The sequence below is a fragment of the Myxococcus vastator genome, assembly GCF_010894475.1.
GTDB lineage: Bacteria > Myxococcota > Myxococcia > Myxococcales > Myxococcaceae > Myxococcus > Myxococcus vastator.
The window spans coordinates 1-18,687 of sequence record NZ_JAAIYB010000036.1 but is presented as its reverse complement, the minus strand read 5'-3'; the positions used below and the strand labels follow the sequence as shown (position 1 = coordinate 18,687).

Here is an 18,687-nt window from a genome sequence, read left to right as displayed (position 1 = left end):
CCTCTTCGAGATGACCATTCGCCACCTCCGTTCCCGTCCCTGGATTCGCGCCGCGGTGCTCGGCGTGGGCCTCCTGGCTGGCTGCAGCACCACCTCCACCCACTCCGCCAAGGCGCGCCCCACCGATCCGCTTTCCCAGGCGCGGGCCTACCTGGACGAGCATCAGCCCACGAAGGCGCTGGAGCTGCTGACGGACCTGCACCGGCAGTCGCCGGACAACCTGGACGTGGCGCGCTCGCTCACCGAGGCCTACGTGAAGGCGGGACAGACGGACGCGTGGATCGCGGAGCTCCAGAAGCGAATCGCGGCGGGTGAGCGCGCGAGCGACCAGTACATGCTGGGCCTCGCCCTCTTCTCACGCGCTCGCGACGCGGGGGCGCCCAGCGTCGCCGCCTTCGAGCGCGCAACGGCGTTGGCACCGGACACCGCGGAGTTCCACTACCGGCTGGGGCTCGCGCGGCTGGAGTCCGAACAGTACACGGAGGCGCTCGAGCCGCTGCGGCGCGCCACGGCGTTGGCGCCGGACCGCACCGCCTGGCGCCTGCCGCTGGCCAAGGCGCTGCACCGCACGGGAGACGCGCCCGGGGCCGTGGAAGCCCTCGGCACGGTGGTGCGGGGCCAGCCCACCCCGGCCGAAGTCACCACCGCGCGGGCGCTGATGGAGCAGATCGCGGACCCGTTCTCCGGCTTCCCCAAGGCCGCCGAGGCGAAGCTGGAAGAAGGCATGCGCTACCTCAAGGACCTGGATGCGCCCCAGCACGCCATCCTCGCCTTCGAGGAAATCCTGCTCGACTACCCGGACGTCGCGGTGGTGCATGCGCTGCTGGGCCTGGCCTACCAGCGCCTGGATGACGCGGGACGCGCGGTGGATGAGTTCAAGCAGGCCATCGAGCGCGCCCCCCGCGACGGCAAGAACCACTTCTACCTGGGCGAGCTCTACCTGGCGCGCCAGCGTCCCGACGCGGCCCGCGCCTCCTTCGAAAAAGCAGTGGCGCTCCATCCACTGCTCGAGACTGCCTGGTTCCACCTGGGAGACCTCCACCTGGAGCGCAGGGACCTCACCGCCGCCCGCGAGTCCTTCACCGTGGCCACCTCCCTGGCACCGGAGGCCGTGGCGATGCGAGGCAAGCTGGCGCTCGTGTACCAACTGGAGGGTGACTTCGCCGCCGCCGAGCGCGAGCTGCGCCGCGTGGTCGAAAAGGACCCGGAGAACATGGAGTTCAGCCTGCGCTTGGGGCTGCTCTACACCGAGCAGGCGATGAAGGCCTCGCGTCCCGAGGCGCGGAAGACCGCGTCCAGTGAAGCCGAGCGCTGGCTGATGAAGGTGCTGGAGACCCAGCCTGAAAACGCGGTGGCGTCCCGTGCGCTTCAGCAACTCAAGGCACAGTAGCCATCCACGGGCCCAGCCCTCTACACTCATTGCCCGATGAGCGACGGTCGCAAGCCCCCTCCGCCTGGAACGCAGCCTCCTCGGGCGGCGTCTCCGTCTGGCTCTCAGCCGCGCACGCCGACGAACCCCGGCATGCCGCGCGCACCCAGCCAGTCCAATCTGCGGGTGATGTCCGCCGCGCGCGCAGAGCCTCTCCAGAAGGAGAAGCCAGACGGTCCGCTGGGGAAGCGGCTGGCGGGAGATGCGTCGAACCACCTCCTCAACGGCCTCTCCATCCTCAAGGAGCTGGTCGCGGACTTCCGCCAGAGCGACCGCTTCTTCAAGTACAAGGCGTCCATCATCGCCGGCTGGCTGGTGATGACGGTGATGAGCCTGGCCATTGCGTGCCCGGGCAGCACGGTGCGCAAGGGGGACATGGACGCGCGCCTGGTGCTCAGTGACAGGTTGGACCGGCCCTCGGTCACCATCTGGAACGAGAGCAAGGAGCCCTGGTACGACGTCACCCTCACCGTCAACGGGCAGTACCAGGCGGCGGTGCTGACGGTGGCCCCGGGTGAGTTCATCACCATCACCCCCAAGCAGCTGATGGGCTCCAGCGGCGCCGCGCCCGCGGACCTCCGCTTCCAGTCCATCCAGATGCGCAGCCGGGATGACAGCGCGGACCTCACCGAGGACCTCACCGCCGCCTGGGAGCGCCTTCGCAAGCCGCAGCGGTAGTCCGTGCTGGACACACGAAGGGCGCCCTTCCTCTCGGAAGCGCGCCCTCGCGTTGCGCCTGGCCCCTCCTCACGAAGGGGCCAGGTATGCCGTCCGTACGGGACTACTCCGCCTTCGTCTCTTCCGCAGGCTCAGCCGCCGCCTCGGTGTCGACAGGAGCAGCCTTCTCCGGCCGGTCCACGAGCTCCAGGAGGGCCATCTCCGCGGCGTCGCCCCGGCGGAAGCCGAGCCGAACGATGCGGGTGTAGCCACCAGGACGCGTGGCGTACCGGTCCTTGTACTCGCTGAACACCTTCTGCAGCACGTCGCGGTCCTTGACCGTACGCGCCGCCAGGCGAACGTTGGCGAGGCCGCCACGCTTGCCCAGGGTGATGATCCGCTCCGCGATCTTCCGGGCCTCCTTGGCCTTGGGAAGCGTGGTGCGGATGGCCTGGTGCTCCAGCAGCGAGGTCACCATGTTGTTGAGCATCGCGAGCCGGTGGCTCGTGCTGCGGTGAAGCTTCCTCTGTCCGACCTTGTGGCGCATCGTCGTGCTCCAGAGTCCTTGTGGGGACTCCACCACTCCGGCCGTGTCAGGTACCGGGTGGGATGGGAGGACCCGGCACGGGGTCCACCGCTGTCATTCGGACCGGAAGACGTCCCAGCCCCCTCCCCTCGCGCCGCTGACTGCCGTACCCGCGGCCGCGTGGGGAGGCCCTGCGTGAACCCTACTACGCCTTCGGCTGCGCGGGAGCCGGCGCCTGCTTCGGCGGCCAGTTCTCCAGCTTCATGCCCAGCGACAGGCCCATCTCCGCGAGGATCTCCTTGATCTCCTTCAGAGACTTGCGGCCGAAGTTCTTCGTCTTGAGCATCTCGGCCTCGGTGCGCTGCACGAGATCGCCGATGGACTTGATGTTCGCCTGCTGCAGGCAGTTCGCCGAGCGGACCGACAGCTCGAGCTCATCCACCGAGCGGAACAGGTTCTCGTTCAGCTTCGCCTCTTCCTTCGGCGCCTCGGCGACGACGGGCTCCTCCGTCTCGTCGAAGTTCACGAAGACGGTGAGCTGCTCCTTGATGATCTTCGCCGCGTACGCCACCGCGTCCTGCGGCGACACGGAGCCGTCCGTCCAGACCTCGAGCGCCAGCTTGTCGAAGTCGGTGACCTGGCCGACGCGCGCGTTGGTGACCTGGTAGTTCACCTTGCGGATGGGCGAGAACAGCGAGTCGATGGGGATGGTGCCGATGGGCGCACCCGCCACCTTGTTCACGTTGGCCGGCGTGTAGCCACGGCCGCGGCGGCACGTCAGCTCCATGCGGAGCTTGCCACCCTCGGAGATGGTGCAGATGTGGTGGCCCGGGTTGAGGATCTCGGTGTCCGGGTCGGTGATGATGTCACCGGCCTTGACCTCCTTGGGGCCCTCCGCCTCGATGCGGAGCGTCTTCGTCTCGTTCGTGTGCATCCGAAGGAGGACTTCCTTCAGGTTCAGCACGACGTCCGTGACGTCCTCGGACACCTCGGGGATGGTGGTGAACTCGTGGTCCACGCCTTCAATCTTCACGGAGGTGATGGCGGCGCCCTGCAGCGACGACAGCAGCACCCGGCGGAGCGAGTTGCCCAGCGTCGTACCGAAACCGCGCTCGAGCGGCTCCGCGACGAACTTGCCGTAGGTGGGGGTCGCGCTGTCCTGATCCACCTCCATGCGACGGGGCTTGATCAGGTCACGCCAGTTCTTCGCAACAAACGTATCAGCCATGGTGTACCGCTCCTCAAATCGTGTCGCACCACCGACTTACCCACCGGCCTGGCGGGAGGATGCGCACGCGGGGACTGCGACTGCTTGAAAGCAAGACGCCCCGGCCTCGTCGGCCAGGGCGTCCACTGCGACATCCAGCGTGCTTACTTCGAGTAGAGCTCGACGATGAGCTGCTCGGAGATGGGCATCGTCAGGTCCTCACGGTTCGGAACCGTGGTGACCGTGCCCTTGAACGCCTTCTTGTCCAGGGAGATCCACTGCGGAACGCCACGGCGGTCCACCGTCTCCAGCGCCTCGGAGATGCGGAGCACCTTGCGGCTCTTCTCCACCACCTCCACCGCGGTACCCGGCTTCACGGCGAACGAGGGAATGTTCACCTTGCGGCCGTTCACCTGGAAGTGGCCGTGACGCACCAGCTGGCGCGCCTCGTTGCGCGTGTCCGCGAAGCCCATGCGGAACACCACGTTGTCCAGACGGAGCTCCAGCTGCTGCAGGAGGTTCTCACCCGTCTTGCCCTTGGCGGCGGACGCGCGGTGGTAGTAGCCGCGGAACTGGTTCTCCAGCAGGCCGTACATGCGCTTGACCTTCTGCTTCTCGCGCAGCTGCACGCCGTAGCCGGAGAACTTCACGCGGCCCTGGCCGTGCTGACCCGGGGGATAGGGGCGACGCTCAATGGCGCACTTGTCCGTGTAGCAACGGTCGCCCTTGAGGTACATCTTCAGGTTTTCGCGCCGGCAGATGCGGCAGACGCTGGCAGTGTAACGAGCCATTGAGGGGTCCTTAGAGGTGATCTGGAGCCGCCCACACACCAGGGCGTGAGGGCAGCCCTGACGAAGGGGTTAGACGCGGCGACGCTTGGGCTGACGGCACCCGTTGTGCGGGATGGGCGTCACGTCGCGGATGAGGTTGATCTTCAAACCAGCGGCGGCCAGCGCGCGCAGCGCCGACTCGCGGCCCGCGCCCGGGCCCTTCACGAACACGGACACGTTCTTCAGCCCGTGCTCCATCGCCTTCGCCGCGGCGTCGCCAGCGGCCACCTGCGCCGCGAACGGGGTGGACTTGCGGCTTCCCTTGAAGCCACGCGCCCCGGCGGACGACCAGGAGATCACGTTCCCGGACACGTCCGTGATCGTGATGATGGTGTTGTTGAACGTGGACTGGATGTGGACCACGCCGTTGAGGATGCTCTTCTTGCCCTTGCGCTTCGACTTCTTCGCGGCAGGGGCCTCGCCCTCGGTGCCCGTGGGCGCCGCAGCCGAAGTATTGATCTCGTCAGCCATGTGGATTGCTGCTCCTGGGAGGAGGTGATCGACGCCGGCACCTCATGGGACCGGCGCTGCGTTTAGCGGCCCGCCGCCGGCTTCGCCCGGACGATGCCCCGCTTCGGACCCTTGCGGGTACGCGCGTTGGTGTGGGTCCGCTGGCCACGAACCGGCAGGCCCTTGCGGTGACGGAGGCCCCGGTAGCAACCCAGGTCCATCAGCCGCTTGATGTTCATGGTGACTTCACGCCGGAGGTCGCCCTCCACCTTGTAGCTGGCCTCGATGATCTCGCGGATCTTACGGGCCTGCTCCTCGGTGAGGTCCTTGGTCCGGGTCGTGGGATCGATGCCCGCCGCGGCAATGATGTCTTGCGCGGACTTGTTGCCGATCCCGTAGATGTACTGGAGCGAGATCACCGCGCGCTTGTTGGGCGGCAGATCGATGCCGGCGATACGAGCCATCTTCGGTCTTCCTTCTTAAGTGGAGTTGGTCTGAAGCCAACGGCCGGTTGGCCGTTAGCCCTGGCGCTGCTTGTGCCGGGGGTTGGAGGCGCAAATGATGCGCACGATTCCCTTACGGCGAACAACCTTGCACTTGTCGCAAATCTTCTTGACGGACGCCCGAACCTTCATTGGAGCGAACTTCCTTCCTCAGCAAAAGAAAAGCCCAACGGGCGGCCCACCATTCCCAGGCGGGAACACCCTACTACTTCGCCCGGTACGTGATCCGACCGCGCGTCAGGTCGTATGGAGACAGCTCGACCTTCACTTTGTCACCCGGGAGGATGCGGATGAAGTGCATCCTCATCTTGCCCGAGATGTGCGCGAGCACCTTATGGCCGTTGTCCAGCACCACGCGGAACATCGCGTTCGGGAGGGGCTCCATCACGGTCCCCTCAACTTCGATGGAATCATCCTTCGGCAAGCGTCAGACTCTCTTCCCCGGACCACGAACCTCTTGGAAGCGCGGCGGGATAGCACTTTGGTCCGCAAGTGGCAAGCGTCGCGCGACTGCAAAACTTGGATTCCTACCAACCCTACATAACGGCGGACTATTTCACCCGCAGTCCCGGCAAAATCAACTCTTCCTGTCAGCTCCGTCAAGGCCCAGGCCGGATCGAGGCCTCTGACTGCTGACGGCGGGGTGAACTTGCGCCCGCCCCTCACGGGAGTCCAGGTCTCCCCAGGCCGGAGCTCCCCGTGTCCGGGAGAAGCAAGCTCCGCCCCTGGAACGGCAAGGTGGTGAGCGGGCACCCACCAGGCCCTCCCCTGGCTGCCAGGCGGATCAGGACTTGCCCGCCGCTGCCTTGATCTCCTCGTAGATGCCCTCGGGCGCTCCCACGCCGTCCACGCTCTTGAGCAGGCCCTTCTTCTCATAGAAGGCCTTCAGCGGCGCCGTCTCCGAATCATACTTCTGGAGCCGCTTTTCGATGACCTCGGGCATGTCATCCGGGCGCTGGACGAGTCCGGTGTTGCACTTGTCACAGTAGCCCGCCCGCTTCGGGGGGCTCTGGTAGACGTGGTAGACGCTGCCGTCCGCCGGGCAGACCCGCCGTCCGGAGCCCCGCTCCACCAGCTTCGCGTGCGGCACCTCGAGCGAGATGACGGCGCTCAGCTGCTTGCCCAGGCGGTTCAGCATCTTGTCCAGCGCGTCCGCCTGTCCCGGCGTGCGCGGGAAGCCATCCAGGACGAAGCCCTTGGCCACGTCCGCCTCCTTGAGGCGCTCTTCGACGATACCAATCACGACGTCGTCTGGGACGTACTGCCCGGCCGCCATCAGCGGGCCGGCCACCTTGCCCAGCTCCGTGCCCTCCGCGACTGCCTTGCGGAGGATGTCCCCGGTGGAGATCTGGGGGATTTGGAAGTCGGCGAACAACCGCTTCGCCTGCGTCCCCTTCCCCGCGTTCGGCGGCCCCAACAGGATCAGGTTCATGTGTCCTCTCAGCTCCGAAGGAAGGCACGGAAGTCGTAGGACTCAAACCCCCGAGCGCGCTCCGTGTGCACCAGCGAATATCCTTGAACAACACCTAGCCTGGGAACGACGAGGCGCCCCTCCCCGCGACGGGGAGAGGCGCCCGGAACGCCCGCGCGGAGGCTCAGGCCGCCACGCGCACCCGGCCCCGGATGCGCGGGCCGCGAGGGCCGGCGAAGCCCTCGTAGTTACGACTGATGAGGTGCCCCTCGATCTGCTGCACCGTATCCAGCGCCACGCCCACGACGATCAGCAGCGCCGTACCGCCGAAGGTGAACCGCACCCCCAACAGGCCGCTGATGACCGACGGAATCACGCAGACGACCGACAGGTAGATGGCGCCACCAAACGTGAGCCGGTTGAGCACGCGCTCGATGAACTCCGCCGTCTGGCGGCCCGGACGGATGCCCGGGATGTAGCCACCCTGCTTCTTGATGTTGTCCGCCACGTCGTCCGGCCGGAACGTCAGCGCCGTGTAGAAGTAGGCGAAGAAGATGACCATCACGACGAACAACCCGTTGTAGATCCACAGGTTGCCTTCGATGGCACGCTGGAAGCCCTGCAGGAACGGGAACCAGGTCCCCAGCGTGGCCGGGAACGACAGCACGGCGCCCGCGAAGATGGGCGGAATCACGCCCGAGGTGTTCACCTTCATCGGGAAGTACGTCGCCTGGCCGGCGAACATCCGGCGTCCCGCCATCCGCTTGGCGTACTGGATGGGGATGCGCCGCATGCCGCGCTCGACATAGACGACCGCGGCGATGATGACGAGCATGAAGAAGACCAGCGCCAGCACCTCGGCCACGGAGATGACGTCCTGACGGGTCAGGTCCATCAGCTGCTTCGCGCCCGGGAGCAGACCCGCCACGATGCCGGCGAAGATGATGAGCGAGATACCGTTGCCGATGCCGCGCTCGGTGATGCGCTCACCCAGCCACATGATGAAGGCCGTGCCGGCCGTGAGGCTGACCACCGTCATGAAGGTGAACCAGACGCTGTCGTCGGGGACGACCACCTGGTTGAAGCCGCTCTGGCCACCGTCGGAGCGGCCCAGCGACGCCAGCCACCGCGAGATGCCAATGCCCTGCACGATGGACAGCGCGATCGTGCCGTAGCGGGTGTACTGGTTGATCTTCTGCCGGCCGCCGGCGCCCTCCTTCTGCAGCCGCTCCAGGCTGGGTACCACGACGGCGAGCAGCTGCATGATGATGGAGGCGCTGACGTACGGCATGATGCCCAATCCAAAGATGGACATCTGCTCCAGCGCGCCGCCGGAGAAGAGGTTGAACAGCGAGACGAGGCCGCCCGACTGCTTCTGGGCGTCCATGAACGCGTTCATCGCCGAACGGTCCACGCCTGGCGTGTTGATGAAGATGCCGATGCGATAGACGGCGAGCAGCGCGAGCGTATACGCGAGCCGACTGCGCAGCTCAGCGATACGGAAGACGTTGGCGAAGGCGTTCAGAGCCACGGGGTAGCCATCCTCTTCGAGAGGGTTCTGCCAGGACGACAAAACGCCCCTGTTCCACGAGCGGGAAAGGGGCGCAGAAGCCTACACAAGCGAAACTGCGCGCACCACTAGCAAGTGATGCGCGCCAGACACGCTCAGGCCTTGGGCTGCCGGGGAGCCTTGACGCCCTTGCCAGCGTGCGCCTTGGCCGCGGACTCCGGCTTGTGAGCCACCAGCGGAATCTCTTCCACCGCGCCGCCCGCCTTCTGGATGGCGGCCTTCGCCGCCTCAGAAGCCTTGTGCACGACCACGGTGACCTTCTTGGTCAGCTCGCCGCGGGCCAGCAACTTCACGCCGTGGTAGCGGCCCTTGACCAGGCCGACCTTGCGCAGCGTCTCCACGTCCGCCGTGGCGCCGGCATCGAAGTGCTGCTCGAGGTCCGACAGGTTGACGACCGCGTAGACGGTCCGGTTCGGCGGCGTGAAGCCAAACTTCGGCAGGCGCCGCTGCAGGGGGCTCTGGCCGCCCTCGAAGCCTTCGAACCGCATGTTGCCGCTGCGGGCCTTCTGGCCCTTGCCACCGCGGCCGGCCGTCTTGCCAAGACCACTACCCTGGCCGCGGCCCACGCGCTTCTTGCGGTGCCACGAGCGCGCCGGACGCTGCAGTTTGTTCAGAGTGCTCATCGTCTCGATCCTCTCGTGACTCAGGCCTTGTGCTGCTTGGCCTGATACGCGATCGCCCGCTCCCGCAGGGCAATCTTGGCGGGCTTACGGCGCTTGGGCGCCGGTGCCTCGTCGGAAACGGTTTCCAGGGTGACCAGGTGCTTCACCTTGAACGCCATCCCGCGAATCGCAGGCGTGTCCTTGAGGAGGCGCTCGTCACCGAACTTCTTCAGGCCCAGCCCACGGATGGTGTCCAGCATCTCGCTGGACGACCCCGAAAAGCTCTTCACCAGCTTCACCTTGAGCGCCATGGGCTAGCCCCTCTGCTCCCCGGCGAGCTTCGCCGGCTCGACGTCCTTGCCACGGAGACGCGAAACCTGCTCCGCGCTGCGCAGCAGCTTCAGGCCCGCGACAGTGGCCTTCAGCACGTTGTGCGGGTTCCGCGAACCCTGGCTCTTGGTCAGGATGTTCCGGATGCCCGCCGCCTCCAGCACCGCGCGAACCGCGCCGCCGGCGATGACGCCCGTACCCTGGCTGGCCGGCTTCAGCAGCACCCAGCCAGCGCCGAAGTGCCCGAGCACCTCATGCGGAATGGTGTGACCCACGAGCGGGACGCGGAACAGATTCTTCTTCGCGTTCTCACCACCCTTGCGGATGGCCTCGGGGACTTCGTTGGCCTTACCCAGGCCGACGCCCACGTGTCCGGCGCCGTCCCCCACCACCACCAGGGCGGCGAACGAGAAACGGCGGCCGCCCTTCACGACCTTGGCCACGCGGTTGATATTCACCACGCGGTCGGTGAGGTCCAGATCGTTCGGATTGATCGGAGTTGCCACTTGGGGGATTCCTTTCGAATTCTTAGAACTTCAGCCCGGCCTCGCGCGCGGCGTCGGCCACGGCGGCGATGCGCCCGTGATAAGGGAAGCCGTTGCGGTCGAACACCACCGCTTCGACGTTGGCGGCCTTGCACTTCTGCGCAATCAGGGAGCCGACACGCTTCGCGTCCGCCTTCTTGTCGCCCTCGTCCTGACCCTTCAGGTCCTTGGACAGCGACGAAGCAAACGCAAGCGTCTTGCCCGTGGTGTCGTCCACCACCTGCGCATAGATGTGCTTGAGGCTCTTGTAGACGGTGAGCCGCGGCCGCTCTGTCGTGCCCGACAGCTTCTTGCGGATGCGGTTCTTCCTCTTGAGACGGGCTTCGATCTTCGTAGGCATGGCTGCTTCCTTTTCCGTCCGGAGGCGATGCGGCCTTCCGCCGCCGGATGATGCCACCAGGTCCAGAGGACCTGGTGGAGTTTGGAACACTCAGGAAAGACGGGACGACTAGGTCGTACCGGTCTTGCCCTCCTTGCGGCGGATGCGCTCCTCGGAGTACTTGATGCCCTTGCCCTTGTAGGGCTCCGGCGGACGCAGCGAGCGGATGTTCACCGCCGTCGCGCCCAGCACTTCCTTGTCCGAAGAACGGAGCGTCAGGCCCACGGTGGGCAGGCTGTCCTCGTTGCGCGGCGCCTTGTCGACTTCAGCGGTCACACCCTCGGGCAGGTTGAAGACCACCGGGTGCGAGTAGCCCAGCGCGAAGTGAATGGCCTTGCCCTTCACCTCAGCGCGGAAGCCAACGCCGCGGATGTCCAGCTTCTTCTCGAAGCCTGTGCTCACACCCTTCGCCGCGTTCGCGAGGATGGTCCGGGTCAGGCCGTGCATGCTGCGCGCCTCGCGCGAGTCATCCGCGCGCTGCACGGTCATCTGACCGTCCTTGATCTCGACCTTGACCTTGCCAGGCAGCTTCACCGACAGCTTGCCCTTGGGGCCCTCGAAGTTCACCTGTTCGCCAGCGACGACGGCCTTCGTCTTGTCGCCGAGCTTGATCGCCAGTTTTCCAATCCGACTCATGGTTGCCTCGGTCCTGTATGCCTGGGGCGCGCTCCCTCACGGGGCGCCGCACCCGGGCGGCTGGCTAGTAGACGGTGCAGAGCAGCTCGCCGCCGACCTTCTGCTTGCGGGCCTCGGAATCCACCATGATGCCACGCGAGGTGGAGAGGATGGAGATACCCAGCCCCCCCAGCACCTGCGGAATCTCACGCACGGCGGCGTAGCGGCGCAGGCCCGGCTTCGACACGCGGCGGATACCGGTGATGGCAGGCGCCCGGTCCGGACCGTACTTCAGCTGCACGGAGATCTCCGGGAACACCGTGCGCTTGTTCTGCACCGTCTGCTCGTGCACCACGAACTCGCCGATGTAGCCCTCGTCCTTGAGGACCTTGATGATCTCGAGCTTGAGCTTCGAGTGGGGGATGACGACCTTGTCGTGACGCGCGCGCGAAGCGTTGCGCAGGCGGGTCAGCATGTCGCCGACGGGATCATTGACCGGCATGGAGTACCTTCCAAACCGAGGCCTCGTACCGAGCGCCTCGTGTTCGCGGCCACCGCGCCTGCCGGGCCCATCCCGGGGGTTCGCGTTGACCGCCACTACGAACTTCCTACTTCAATGTGCCTGGCCGGCCGGTGAGGCCCGCCAGGCACCCTGCCCTTCTGGCTACCAGGACGACTTGGTAACGCCGGTGATCTCGCCGCGGAGGGCGCGATTGCGGAGGCAGATACGGCACATCTTGAACTTGCGCAGGAACGCGCGCGGCCGGCCACACAGCGGGCAGCGGTTGTACTGGCGCACCGAGAACTTCGGCTTGCGCTTTGCCTGGGCGATCTTGGAGAGCTTGGCCATGTTTCGTCGGGTCCTTGGCTCGAGGGCTTACTGGCGGAACGGCATGCCGAAGTGACGCATCAGCGCCAGCCCCTGCTCGTCGTTGGCCGCAGTGGTGACGAAGCTGATGTTGAGCCCCTTCACCTTCTCGATCTGGTCGTAGTTGATCTCAGGGAAGATGATCTGCTCGCGCACGCCGAGCGTGTAGTTGCCCTTCCCGTCGAACGCCTTGGGGGACACGCCCTTGAAGTCACGCACGCGCGGCAGCGCTACGGTGATGAGGCGGTCCATGAACTCGTACATGCGGTCGCCGCGCAGCGTGACGGCGGCACCGATGGCCTGCCCCTGGCGCAGCTTGAAGTTCGCGATGGACTTCCGGGCGCGCGTGACGATCGGCTTCTGACCGGTGATCGCCGCAAGCTGGTCCACCGCCGACTCCAGGATCTTGTTGTTGGCGAGCGCCTCGCCCAGACCCATGTTGACGACGATCTTCTCCAGCCGGGGAACCTGCATCGGGTTCTTCAGGCTCAGCTCCTTCAGGAGGGACGGAACACCTTCCTTGAAGAAACGCACCTTCAGACGGGCCGGCTTGGACTCCAGACCCTCCTCGATATTGGCGGCGAAGCCAACCTTCTTGGCCTCTTCCTTCTTGCCCCGCTTCGCCTTCTTTTCCTTCTGCTCGGCCTTCTTCTCGTCAGCCATCGTCCTGTCCTCTGCTTCGGGGCGCCGTCGTGGACCCAGCGCGCCCGATCAGTCCTTCGTATGGAACCTGGAAACACCGCGAGGGCCCCTGTTGCTCCACGGGCCCTCCATGCCTGCACGCCCGCCCTTCGCCACCACCGGGGTGGGCAAAGGGCGCGCATACATGCACCAACGCGGACACCTAGTCAATCAGGGCGTCGCAGTTCTTGCAGAACCGCTTCTTCTTGCCCTCTTCACCTTCAGTACGGATGCCCACCCGGGTCGGCTTGTCGCACTTGACGCAAACCACCTGCACGTTCGCCAGCGCGATCGTGCCCGGCTTCTCAACGATGCCGCCTTCAGGGCTCTGGGGCGTCTTCTTCATGTGACGCTTGACCAGGCGCAGGCCCTCGACCGTCACGCGCTCAGCCTCGCGATCGATCTTCAGCACCTTGCCGCGCTTGGTCGCCGGGTTCTTCTCGGAGGCCTCGGCCCCGGCCATGACCTGGACCGTGTCTCCTACCTTCAGCTTCTGCATGGCTTCCTCTCTCTGGCTGCTCGCCGTCCGGCCTGCCGTCCTCTCAGAGGACTTCGGGCGCCAGCGAGATGATCTTCATGAACTTGCGGGCGCGGAGCTCACGGGCCACCGGCCCGAAGATACGCGTACCAATGGGCTCCATGTCCTTGTTGATGAGGACCGCGGAGTTGCCGTCGAACTTGATGTAGCTGCCGTCCGGGCGACCCACCTCGCGCCTGGTGCGAACGATGACGGCCTTGGCCACGTCACCCTTCTTCACCTTCGAGTTGGGAAGCGCCTCGCGCACCGAGACGACAATCACGTCGCCGATGGACGCATACTTGCGCTTCGAGCCGCCGAGCACCTTGATGCAGAACACCTTCTTCGCGCCCGAGTTGTCCGCCACGTCGAGCACGCTCGTCATCTGAATCATCTGGAAATCTCCTGTCGCCGGTGACCATCCCGCGCCGCCTCACGGCCGCGCGGAAGGGGCATGCGTGCTAGACGTTCTTGCTCTTCTCCAGCACCTCGACCACGCGCCAACGCTTGTCCTTCGAAGCGGGCTTGGTCTCGGCGATCCGGACCCGATCACCCTCGTTGATGGTGATCTTCTTGGGGTAGTCGTGGTCCTCCACGTGCGCCTTGTACTTCTCGCGCAGGCTCATGATCTTCCCGTACTTCGGGTGCGGAGCCCGGCGCTGGACGGTGACGACCACCGTCTTCTGCATCTTGTTGGAGGTGACAATCCCCACGCGCGTCTTGGGACGGCCACGGGTGGAGGTCTCGGCAGCCTGCGTCTCGGTCGCTTCAGCCATCTTCTCTCTCACTGTCTCTCATGCACCCGGGCATTGGCGCCCGGATGGCCGCACGCGCTCCTCTATCAGCTGAGCGCGCTTGGAGTCGTGGGTGTTCAGCCCTGGGCCTTCGTCTTCTGGGTCAGCACGGTCAGGACCCGCGCCAGATCGCGCCGGTGCTGGGTGCGCTCAGCCGGGTTGTCCAGCGAACCGGTCCGCCGCTTCAGCTGGTCCTGGAACAGCGTCGCACGCAGTTCGGCCGCGCGCTGCTTCAGGTCGTCCGCTGACAGTTCCTTCAATTCCTTCGCAGTCGCCATTTCACTCTCCATGCGAGAGGGAGCCGTCCAACGGACCGGCCCCCGCCGCTCGGTGCCTAGAGGCTCAGGTCCGCGCGGGTCACGATCTTCGTGAGCACCGGCAGCTTCGCCTGCGCCAGCTTCAGCGCCCCAGTGGCCACTTCCGGCGTCATCCCCTCCATCTCGTAGAGGATGCGGCCGGGCTTCACCACCGCGACGTAGTACTCCACGCCACCCTTACCGGTACCCATTCGGGTCTCAGCGGGCTTCTTGGTGATGGGCTTGTCTGGGAAGATACGGATCCAGATCTTGCCGCCACGCTTCACGTGACGCGTCATCGCGATACGAGCCGCCTCGATCTGCCGAGAGGTGATCCACCCCGGCTGGAGGCTCATCAGGCCGTACTCACCGTAGGTCATGTCGCTACCCCGGTGGGCACTGCCAGGCATGCGGCCCTTGTGCATCTTGCGGTACTTCGTACGAGCAGGCTGAAGCATCGTCGCTGTCCTTCGCCGCCCTGCCCCGGGCGCTCCTTGGGGGAGCGCCCGGCGCGGGTGGGCTGGTTACCGGTTGGAGGGCATGGGGGCCTGGCCACCCTTGCCCGGGAGGACCTCGCCCTTGCAGACCCAGACCTTGCAGCCGATCTTGCCGTAGGTCGTCTTCGCCTCGGCGAAACCGTAGTCAATGTCCGCGCGCAGGGTGTGCAGGGGCACGCGGCCCTCGCGGTACCACTCGTAGCGCGCCATCTCCGCGCCACCGAGGCGGCCCGAGCAGGCGACGCGGATGCCCTTGGCGCCGAACTTCATCGCCGTCTGCAGCGCCTTCTTCATGGCGCGGCGGAAGGCAATGCGGCGCTCGAGCTGCGTGGCGATGTTCTCCGCCACCAACTGCGCGTCAGTCTCCGCCTTGCGGACCTCGACGATGTTGAGGAAGACCTCGTTCTTCGTGAACTGCTGGAGGTCCTTCTTCACCGTCTCGATGCCCGCGCCACGCTTGCCGATGACGATGCCCGGCCGCGCGGTGTGGACGTTGACCTTGACCTTGTTGGCCGCGCGCTCGATCTCCACCTTCGACACGCCCGCGTGGTTCAGCGACTTCTTCACGAACTCGCGGATGCGGATGTCCTCGTGGAGCCACTGCGCGTAGTTCTTGTGCTCGAACCACTTGGAGTCCCAGGTCTTGATGACACCAAGCCGGAACCCGATCGGATGAACTTTCTGTCCCAACGTGATTCTCCTTGAAGCGTCCGGGCAGGGCCCGACGGGTCCTACTTCTTCGCCTCGGCGAGCACCACGTGGACGTGGGCCGTCTTCTTCTTGATGGGGGTGGCCCGGCCCATGGCGCGCGGCATGAACCGGCGCTGGGTGGGACCCTGGTCCACGGAGATGGTCTTCACGTAGAGCGTGTCCACGTCGACCTGGCCCTTGGACTTGTCAGTCGCGTTGGCCACGGCGCTCTTGATGAGCATCTCCACCGGCTTGGCCGCGGCGCGCTTGGTGAACTTCAGGATGTTGAGGGCCGCCTCGACAGGCTTGCCCCGGATGAGCTCCGCAACGGTGGAAATCTTGCGGGGGCTCATGCGCAGAAAACGCAGATGTGCAGTCGACTCCATGGTCTTCTCCTCAGGCTCTCAGGCAATGCGCCAGGCTACTTGCCCGGGGCCTTGGCGACCTTCTTCTCCGCCGAGTGACCGCCGAACGTACGCGTCGGGGCGAACTCGCCGAGCTTGTGGCCAACCATGTTCTCCGTGACGAACACCGGGATGAACTTCTTCCCGTTGTGCACCGCGAAGGTGTGGCCCACGAACTCCGGAAGAATCGTGGAGCGGCGGGACCACGTCTTTACGACCGACTTCTTGTTCGTCGTGATCATGTCCTCGATCTTCTTCACGAGGAAGTCGTCAACGAACGGACCCTTCTTGATCGAACGAGCCATGGAATCCTCTTACTGGCTGCGCGCGCCCTGGCGGCGGCCGGAGACGATGAACTTGTCAGTGCGCTTGTTGGTGCGCGTGGTGAGCCCCTTGGTCTTCTTGCCCCACGGGGACACAGGGTGCGGGTTACCCTGACCGGACTTGCCTTCACCACCGCCGTGCGGGTGGTCGACCGGGTTCATCGCCAGACCGCGGACGGTGGGACGGATGCCCAGCCAGCGGCTCTTACCCGCCTTGCCGATACGGATGATCTCGTGCTCGATGTTGCCCACCTGGCCCACGGTGGCGCGGCACTCGATGAGGACCTTGCGGACGGTGCCGGAGGGCATCCGCACCTGCGCGTAACGGTCCTCCTTCGCCATCAGCTGGCCGGACGTGCCGGCGGAGCGGATGACCTGGGCGCCACGGCCCGGCTTCAGCTCCACGTTGTGGATGACCGTACCCACCGGGATGTTCTGCAGCGGCAGGCTGTTGCCAGGCCGGATGTCCGAGCCCTCGCCAGCGAACACCGTGTCACCCACGCTCAGACCCACCGGAGCGAGGATGTAACGCTTGTCGCCGTCCGCGTAGTGCAGCAGCGCGATGTTGGCGGTGCGGTTCGGGTCGTACTCGACGGCCACGACCTTCGCGGGGACGCCATCCTTGTCCCGGCGCTTGAAGTCGATGACACGGTAGCGGCGCTTGTGGCCGCCACCCTGGTGCCGGCGGGTGATGTGCCCGTGGACGTTGCGACCACCGGAGCGCTTGAGCGGCTCGGTGAGGCTCTTCTCGGGCGAGTCCTTGGTGATGTCCGCGAAGTCGGACACCGTCATCAGACGGCGGGCGGCGCTAGTCGGCTTGTACTTCTTGATGCCCATGGTGTGTTCCTCAGGCAGGCTTGACGCCGTGGCGTCAGGCCGCCCCTCCCTCGAAGAGTTCGATCGAGTCGCCCTGCTTCAGCGTCACAACCGCCTTCTTGAAGTTGGGCCGCTTGCCGATGCTACGACCCACCCGCTTGATCTTGCCGCGGACGATGTTGGTGTTCACGCCCTCGACGGTGACCTTGAAGAGCGTCTCCACCGCGCGGGCCACGTCGTGCTTCGTCGCCTTGCGGTCGACGATGAACGAGTACTTGCGGAACTTCTCGCGGGCCTTGTCCAGCTTCTCGGTGATGAGCGGGCCCTTGATGACGTCGTTCAGATTCATGACAGCGCCCCCTCGAGGGTCTTCGCGGCCGCGGACGTGAGAACGAGGTGCGAGTGCCGGAGAACGGCCTCGAGGTTCAGGCCCTCGGGCGGCAGCACGTCGAACTTCGCCAGGTTGCGCACGCTGCGGTGCAGGTTGGTGTTGCCCTTGTCGTCAATCACCAGGGCGTTCTGGAGCTTCAGACGCTTGGTGAGGACCTCGAAGGCCTGCTTGCTCTTCGGAGCATCCAGGGAGAAGCCGTCCAGGATGATGAGCGTCTTCTCCTGGGCCCGCAGGGACAACGCGGACTTCAGGGCGCCGCGGCGCACCTTGCGGGGCGGGCGGTAGAAGTAGTCGCGCGCCTTGGGAGCCATCGCCTTGCCGCCGCCCACCCAGTGGGAAGCGCGGATGGAGCCCTGACGAGCGCGGCCGGTGCCCTTCTGCTTCCAGGGCTTCTTGCCGCCGCCGCTGACCAGCGAGGTGTTCTTCACCCCGACCGTGCCGCGGCGCCGGTTGATCTGCTGCATCTTCGCCACCTCGTAAAACAGGTGGGCGTTCGGCTCGGTGCCGAAGACATCGTCGGAGAGCTCAATCTCCGACACCTTCTTCAAATCCAGGTCGACTACGTCAAACTTCGCCATGGCACTTTCCTCGCGGGGGTCGGAGTGAAACCACTCGAACGCCCACCCGCTTCCTAGGACTTGATCTCGACGTCAACGCCAGCCGACAGATCCAGCTTCATCAGCGCATCCAGCGTCTGCTGCGTGGGCTCGAGGATATCGAGCAGGCGCTTGTGCGTGCGGATCTCGAACTGCTCACGGCTCTTCTTGTCCACGTGCGGAGACCGCAGCACCGTGAACTTGTTGATGCGCGTGGGAAGGGGGATCGGACCGGCCACCTTCGCGCCCGTGCGCTTGGCCGTCTCGACGATCTCACCCGCACTCTGGTCCAGGAGCTTCGAGTCGTACGCCTTCAGCCGGATGCGGATCTTCTGTGTCGCCATTCGCAAGAACCTCTTTGGACGAACTCTGCCTCTGCCGCGGGAGGGCGTTACGACCGACATCCCCTGGATTTCACAGAGCCGTTTCTTCAGAACGAAGGGGCGCGGTGTCTACCATCCCGCCCCAGGGTGTGCAACTGGATTCCCATCGGCTCCCTGAAAATTCCCTGTCTGGGGGACCCAGGGAGCCGTTGGGGGTCTCGGCTACTCGACGACTTCCGCCACGACGCCGGCGCCCACCGTGCGGCCGCCCTCGCGAACCGCGAAGCGCAGCTCCTTCTCCATGGCCACCGGGGTGATGAGCTCCACCTCGATGGCGATGTTGTCGCCCGGCATCACCATTTCGACGTTCTCCGGCAGCTTCACCGAGCCCGTCACGTCCGTGGTGCGGAAGTAGAACTGCGGACGGTACCCCTTGA

The 18,687-nt window shown here is 65.7% G+C and carries 32 protein-coding genes; 2 read left to right on the top strand and 30 right to left on the bottom strand.

Going from position 1 to position 18,687, the window contains the following annotated elements; translation table 11 throughout:
* Positions 1-10: 10 nt before the first annotated feature.
* Positions 11-1,390 carry a tetratricopeptide repeat protein gene (locus G4D87_RS05995; protein ID WP_163779843.1) on the top strand — a complete coding sequence of 460 codons (1,380 nt, stop codon included), beginning with the start codon at positions 11-13 and terminating at the stop codon, positions 1,388-1,390.
* Between the two features lie 132 nt (positions 1,391-1,522).
* On the top strand, positions 1,523-2,107 hold the full coding sequence (locus G4D87_RS05990) for a hypothetical protein (RefSeq protein WP_240358041.1): 585 nt from the start codon (positions 1,523-1,525) through the stop codon (positions 2,105-2,107).
* A 103-nt stretch (positions 2,108-2,210) separates the two neighbouring features.
* On the opposite strand, the gene rplQ is transcribed toward G4D87_RS05990, so the two are convergent.
* From rplQ to G4D87_RS05840, 30 genes are all read right to left on the bottom strand, one after another.
* On the bottom strand, positions 2,211-2,633 hold the full coding sequence (rplQ, locus tag G4D87_RS05985) for a 50S ribosomal protein L17 (RefSeq protein WP_163779839.1): 423 nt from the start codon (positions 2,631-2,633) through the stop codon (positions 2,211-2,213).
* A gap of 184 nt (positions 2,634-2,817) precedes the next feature.
* A complete protein-coding gene (locus tag G4D87_RS05980; RefSeq protein ID WP_163779837.1) occupies positions 2,818-3,840 on the bottom strand; it encodes a DNA-directed RNA polymerase subunit alpha in 1,023 nt (340 codons plus the stop codon).
* Positions 3,841-3,983: 143 nt separating this feature from the next.
* Complete coding sequence (rpsD, locus tag G4D87_RS05975; protein WP_013939890.1) at positions 3,984-4,610, bottom strand: 30S ribosomal protein S4; 627 nt, start codon at positions 4,608-4,610, stop codon at positions 3,984-3,986.
* A gap of 69 nt (positions 4,611-4,679) precedes the next feature.
* The gene (gene rpsK, locus G4D87_RS05970; protein WP_140791196.1) at positions 4,680-5,120 is read right to left on the bottom strand and encodes a 30S ribosomal protein S11; all 441 of its coding nucleotides are present in this window, start codon (positions 5,118-5,120) and stop codon (positions 4,680-4,682) included.
* A gap of 62 nt (positions 5,121-5,182) precedes the next feature.
* Complete coding sequence (gene rpsM / locus G4D87_RS05965) at positions 5,183-5,563, bottom strand: 30S ribosomal protein S13 (RefSeq protein WP_013939888.1); 381 nt, start codon at positions 5,561-5,563, stop codon at positions 5,183-5,185.
* Between the two features lie 54 nt (positions 5,564-5,617).
* A complete protein-coding gene (rpmJ, locus tag G4D87_RS05960) occupies positions 5,618-5,734 on the bottom strand; it encodes a 50S ribosomal protein L36 (RefSeq protein ID WP_043321360.1) in 117 nt (38 codons plus the stop codon).
* Between the two features lie 73 nt (positions 5,735-5,807).
* The gene (gene infA / locus G4D87_RS05955) at positions 5,808-6,026 is read right to left on the bottom strand and encodes a translation initiation factor IF-1 (RefSeq protein ID WP_002614803.1); all 219 of its coding nucleotides are present in this window, start codon (positions 6,024-6,026) and stop codon (positions 5,808-5,810) included.
* A 360-nt stretch (positions 6,027-6,386) separates the two neighbouring features.
* Positions 6,387-7,034: an adenylate kinase gene (locus G4D87_RS05950; protein WP_163779835.1), complete on the bottom strand. Its 648-nt coding sequence runs from the start codon at positions 7,032-7,034 to the stop codon at positions 6,387-6,389.
* Between the two features lie 163 nt (positions 7,035-7,197).
* Positions 7,198-8,544: a preprotein translocase subunit SecY gene (gene secY / locus G4D87_RS05945; protein WP_163779833.1), complete on the bottom strand. Its 1,347-nt coding sequence runs from the start codon at positions 8,542-8,544 to the stop codon at positions 7,198-7,200.
* 134 nt (positions 8,545-8,678) lie between these two features.
* Positions 8,679-9,206, bottom strand: a complete 528-nt coding sequence (rplO, locus tag G4D87_RS05940) for a 50S ribosomal protein L15 (RefSeq protein WP_140791189.1) — start codon at positions 9,204-9,206, stop codon at positions 8,679-8,681.
* Positions 9,207-9,226: 20 nt separating this feature from the next.
* Positions 9,227-9,496, bottom strand: coding sequence for a 50S ribosomal protein L30 (gene rpmD / locus G4D87_RS05935; protein WP_163779831.1), 270 nt, complete (start codon positions 9,494-9,496; stop codon positions 9,227-9,229).
* Between the two features lie 3 nt (positions 9,497-9,499).
* A complete protein-coding gene (rpsE, locus tag G4D87_RS05930; protein ID WP_140791186.1) occupies positions 9,500-10,021 on the bottom strand; it encodes a 30S ribosomal protein S5 in 522 nt (173 codons plus the stop codon).
* A gap of 22 nt (positions 10,022-10,043) precedes the next feature.
* Entirely contained in the window at positions 10,044-10,400 is a 357-nt protein-coding gene (gene rplR / locus G4D87_RS05925) for a 50S ribosomal protein L18 (protein ID WP_002633592.1), read from the bottom strand.
* Positions 10,401-10,508: 108 nt separating this feature from the next.
* Complete coding sequence (rplF, locus tag G4D87_RS05920; RefSeq protein WP_013939882.1) at positions 10,509-11,075, bottom strand: 50S ribosomal protein L6; 567 nt, start codon at positions 11,073-11,075, stop codon at positions 10,509-10,511.
* A 64-nt stretch (positions 11,076-11,139) separates the two neighbouring features.
* The gene (rpsH, locus tag G4D87_RS05915) at positions 11,140-11,556 is read right to left on the bottom strand and encodes a 30S ribosomal protein S8 (protein WP_140791182.1); all 417 of its coding nucleotides are present in this window, start codon (positions 11,554-11,556) and stop codon (positions 11,140-11,142) included.
* 162 nt (positions 11,557-11,718) lie between these two features.
* Complete coding sequence (locus tag G4D87_RS05910) at positions 11,719-11,904, bottom strand: type Z 30S ribosomal protein S14 (RefSeq protein ID WP_002633595.1); 186 nt, start codon at positions 11,902-11,904, stop codon at positions 11,719-11,721.
* A 27-nt stretch (positions 11,905-11,931) separates the two neighbouring features.
* A complete protein-coding gene (gene rplE, locus G4D87_RS05905; RefSeq protein ID WP_140791180.1) occupies positions 11,932-12,585 on the bottom strand; it encodes a 50S ribosomal protein L5 in 654 nt (217 codons plus the stop codon).
* 181 nt (positions 12,586-12,766) lie between these two features.
* The gene (gene rplX, locus G4D87_RS05900) at positions 12,767-13,102 is read right to left on the bottom strand and encodes a 50S ribosomal protein L24 (protein ID WP_002633597.1); all 336 of its coding nucleotides are present in this window, start codon (positions 13,100-13,102) and stop codon (positions 12,767-12,769) included.
* A 43-nt stretch (positions 13,103-13,145) separates the two neighbouring features.
* On the bottom strand, positions 13,146-13,514 hold the full coding sequence (gene rplN, locus G4D87_RS05895; protein ID WP_163779830.1) for a 50S ribosomal protein L14: 369 nt from the start codon (positions 13,512-13,514) through the stop codon (positions 13,146-13,148).
* 67 nt (positions 13,515-13,581) lie between these two features.
* Positions 13,582-13,908, bottom strand: coding sequence for a 30S ribosomal protein S17 (rpsQ, locus tag G4D87_RS05890; RefSeq protein ID WP_176410557.1), 327 nt, complete (start codon positions 13,906-13,908; stop codon positions 13,582-13,584).
* Between the two features lie 83 nt (positions 13,909-13,991).
* Positions 13,992-14,204: a 50S ribosomal protein L29 gene (gene rpmC / locus G4D87_RS05885; protein WP_176410556.1), complete on the bottom strand. Its 213-nt coding sequence runs from the start codon at positions 14,202-14,204 to the stop codon at positions 13,992-13,994.
* A gap of 44 nt (positions 14,205-14,248) precedes the next feature.
* Positions 14,249-14,668: a 50S ribosomal protein L16 gene (gene rplP / locus G4D87_RS05880; RefSeq protein WP_163779823.1), complete on the bottom strand. Its 420-nt coding sequence runs from the start codon at positions 14,666-14,668 to the stop codon at positions 14,249-14,251.
* A 66-nt stretch (positions 14,669-14,734) separates the two neighbouring features.
* Entirely contained in the window at positions 14,735-15,397 is a 663-nt protein-coding gene (gene rpsC / locus G4D87_RS05875; RefSeq protein WP_002633602.1) for a 30S ribosomal protein S3, read from the bottom strand.
* 41 nt (positions 15,398-15,438) lie between these two features.
* Positions 15,439-15,783: a 50S ribosomal protein L22 gene (gene rplV / locus G4D87_RS05870; protein ID WP_163779821.1), complete on the bottom strand. Its 345-nt coding sequence runs from the start codon at positions 15,781-15,783 to the stop codon at positions 15,439-15,441.
* 35 nt (positions 15,784-15,818) lie between these two features.
* Positions 15,819-16,106 (bottom strand): 30S ribosomal protein S19, encoded by a 288-nt coding sequence (rpsS, locus tag G4D87_RS05865; protein ID WP_163779819.1) that lies wholly within the window; start codon positions 16,104-16,106, stop codon positions 15,819-15,821.
* A gap of 9 nt (positions 16,107-16,115) precedes the next feature.
* Positions 16,116-16,961, bottom strand: a complete 846-nt coding sequence (rplB, locus tag G4D87_RS05860; RefSeq protein ID WP_002633605.1) for a 50S ribosomal protein L2 — start codon at positions 16,959-16,961, stop codon at positions 16,116-16,118.
* 34 nt (positions 16,962-16,995) lie between these two features.
* Positions 16,996-17,289, bottom strand: a complete 294-nt coding sequence (locus G4D87_RS05855; RefSeq protein ID WP_163779817.1) for a 50S ribosomal protein L23 — start codon at positions 17,287-17,289, stop codon at positions 16,996-16,998.
* Positions 17,286-17,909 (bottom strand): 50S ribosomal protein L4, encoded by a 624-nt coding sequence (gene rplD / locus G4D87_RS05850; RefSeq protein ID WP_002633607.1) that lies wholly within the window; start codon positions 17,907-17,909, stop codon positions 17,286-17,288. The genes G4D87_RS05855 and rplD overlap by 4 nt, the downstream gene beginning before the upstream one ends.
* 53 nt (positions 17,910-17,962) lie before the next feature.
* Complete coding sequence (gene rpsJ, locus G4D87_RS05845; RefSeq protein ID WP_002633608.1) at positions 17,963-18,271, bottom strand: 30S ribosomal protein S10; 309 nt, start codon at positions 18,269-18,271, stop codon at positions 17,963-17,965.
* A gap of 201 nt (positions 18,272-18,472) precedes the next feature.
* Positions 18,473-18,687, bottom strand: a 215-nt coding sequence (locus G4D87_RS05840; protein ID WP_504112554.1) for an EF-Tu C-terminal domain-related protein, incomplete at its 5' end; no start/stop codon positions are given.

Bases quoted from the DNA above. Each gene is read 5' to 3' on its own strand.
- rplV (WP_163779821.1), bottom strand. From the start codon at position 15,783: ATGGAGTCGACTGCACATCTGCGTTTTCTGCGCATGAGCCCCCGCAAG.
- rplP (WP_163779823.1), bottom strand. From the start codon at position 14,668: ATGCTTCAGCCTGCTCGTACGAAGTACCGCAAGATGCACAAGGGCCGC.
- rpsS (WP_163779819.1), bottom strand. From the start codon at position 16,106: ATGGCTCGTTCGATCAAGAAGGGTCCGTTCGTTGACGACTTCCTCGTG.
- G4D87_RS05910 (WP_002633595.1), bottom strand. From the start codon at position 11,904: ATGGCCAAGCTCTCCAAGATCGCCCAGGCAAAGCGCAAGCCGAAGTTC.
- rplE (WP_140791180.1), bottom strand. From the start codon at position 12,585: ATGGCTGACGAGAAGAAGGCCGAGCAGAAGGAAAAGAAGGCGAAGCGG.
- rpsM (WP_013939888.1), bottom strand. From the start codon at position 5,563: ATGGCTCGTATCGCCGGCATCGATCTGCCGCCCAACAAGCGCGCGGTG.
- rpsD (WP_013939890.1), bottom strand. From the start codon at position 4,610: ATGGCTCGTTACACTGCCAGCGTCTGCCGCATCTGCCGGCGCGAAAAC.
- G4D87_RS05990 (WP_240358041.1), top strand. From the start codon at position 1,523: ATGCCGCGCGCACCCAGCCAGTCCAATCTGCGGGTGATGTCCGCCGCG.
- rplD (WP_002633607.1), bottom strand. From the start codon at position 17,909: ATGGCGAAGTTTGACGTAGTCGACCTGGATTTGAAGAAGGTGTCGGAG.
- G4D87_RS05995 (WP_163779843.1), top strand. From the start codon at position 11: ATGACCATTCGCCACCTCCGTTCCCGTCCCTGGATTCGCGCCGCGGTG.
- G4D87_RS05950 (WP_163779835.1), bottom strand. From the start codon at position 7,034: ATGAACCTGATCCTGTTGGGGCCGCCGAACGCGGGGAAGGGGACGCAG.
- rplR (WP_002633592.1), bottom strand. From the start codon at position 10,400: ATGCCTACGAAGATCGAAGCCCGTCTCAAGAGGAAGAACCGCATCCGC.
- rpmC (WP_176410556.1), bottom strand. From the start codon at position 14,204: ATGGAGAGTGAAATGGCGACTGCGAAGGAATTGAAGGAACTGTCAGCG.
- rplX (WP_002633597.1), bottom strand. From the start codon at position 13,102: ATGCAGAAGCTGAAGGTAGGAGACACGGTCCAGGTCATGGCCGGGGCC.
- rpsK (WP_140791196.1), bottom strand. From the start codon at position 5,120: ATGGCTGACGAGATCAATACTTCGGCTGCGGCGCCCACGGGCACCGAG.
- rplB (WP_002633605.1), bottom strand. From the start codon at position 16,961: ATGGGCATCAAGAAGTACAAGCCGACTAGCGCCGCCCGCCGTCTGATG.
- rplF (WP_013939882.1), bottom strand. From the start codon at position 11,075: ATGAGTCGGATTGGAAAACTGGCGATCAAGCTCGGCGACAAGACGAAG.
- rpsJ (WP_002633608.1), bottom strand. From the start codon at position 18,271: ATGGCGACACAGAAGATCCGCATCCGGCTGAAGGCGTACGACTCGAAG.
- rpmJ (WP_043321360.1), bottom strand. From the start codon at position 5,734: ATGAAGGTTCGGGCGTCCGTCAAGAAGATTTGCGACAAGTGCAAGGTT.
- rpmD (WP_163779831.1), bottom strand. From the start codon at position 9,496: ATGGCGCTCAAGGTGAAGCTGGTGAAGAGCTTTTCGGGGTCGTCCAGC.
- rplQ (WP_163779839.1), bottom strand. From the start codon at position 2,633: ATGCGCCACAAGGTCGGACAGAGGAAGCTTCACCGCAGCACGAGCCAC.
- rplO (WP_140791189.1), bottom strand. From the start codon at position 9,206: ATGAGCACTCTGAACAAACTGCAGCGTCCGGCGCGCTCGTGGCACCGC.
- rpsH (WP_140791182.1), bottom strand. From the start codon at position 11,556: ATGCCGGTCAATGATCCCGTCGGCGACATGCTGACCCGCCTGCGCAAC.
- rplN (WP_163779830.1), bottom strand. From the start codon at position 13,514: ATGATTCAGATGACGAGCGTGCTCGACGTGGCGGACAACTCGGGCGCG.
- G4D87_RS05855 (WP_163779817.1), bottom strand. From the start codon at position 17,289: ATGAATCTGAACGACGTCATCAAGGGCCCGCTCATCACCGAGAAGCTG.
- G4D87_RS05980 (WP_163779837.1), bottom strand. From the start codon at position 3,840: ATGGCTGATACGTTTGTTGCGAAGAACTGGCGTGACCTGATCAAGCCC.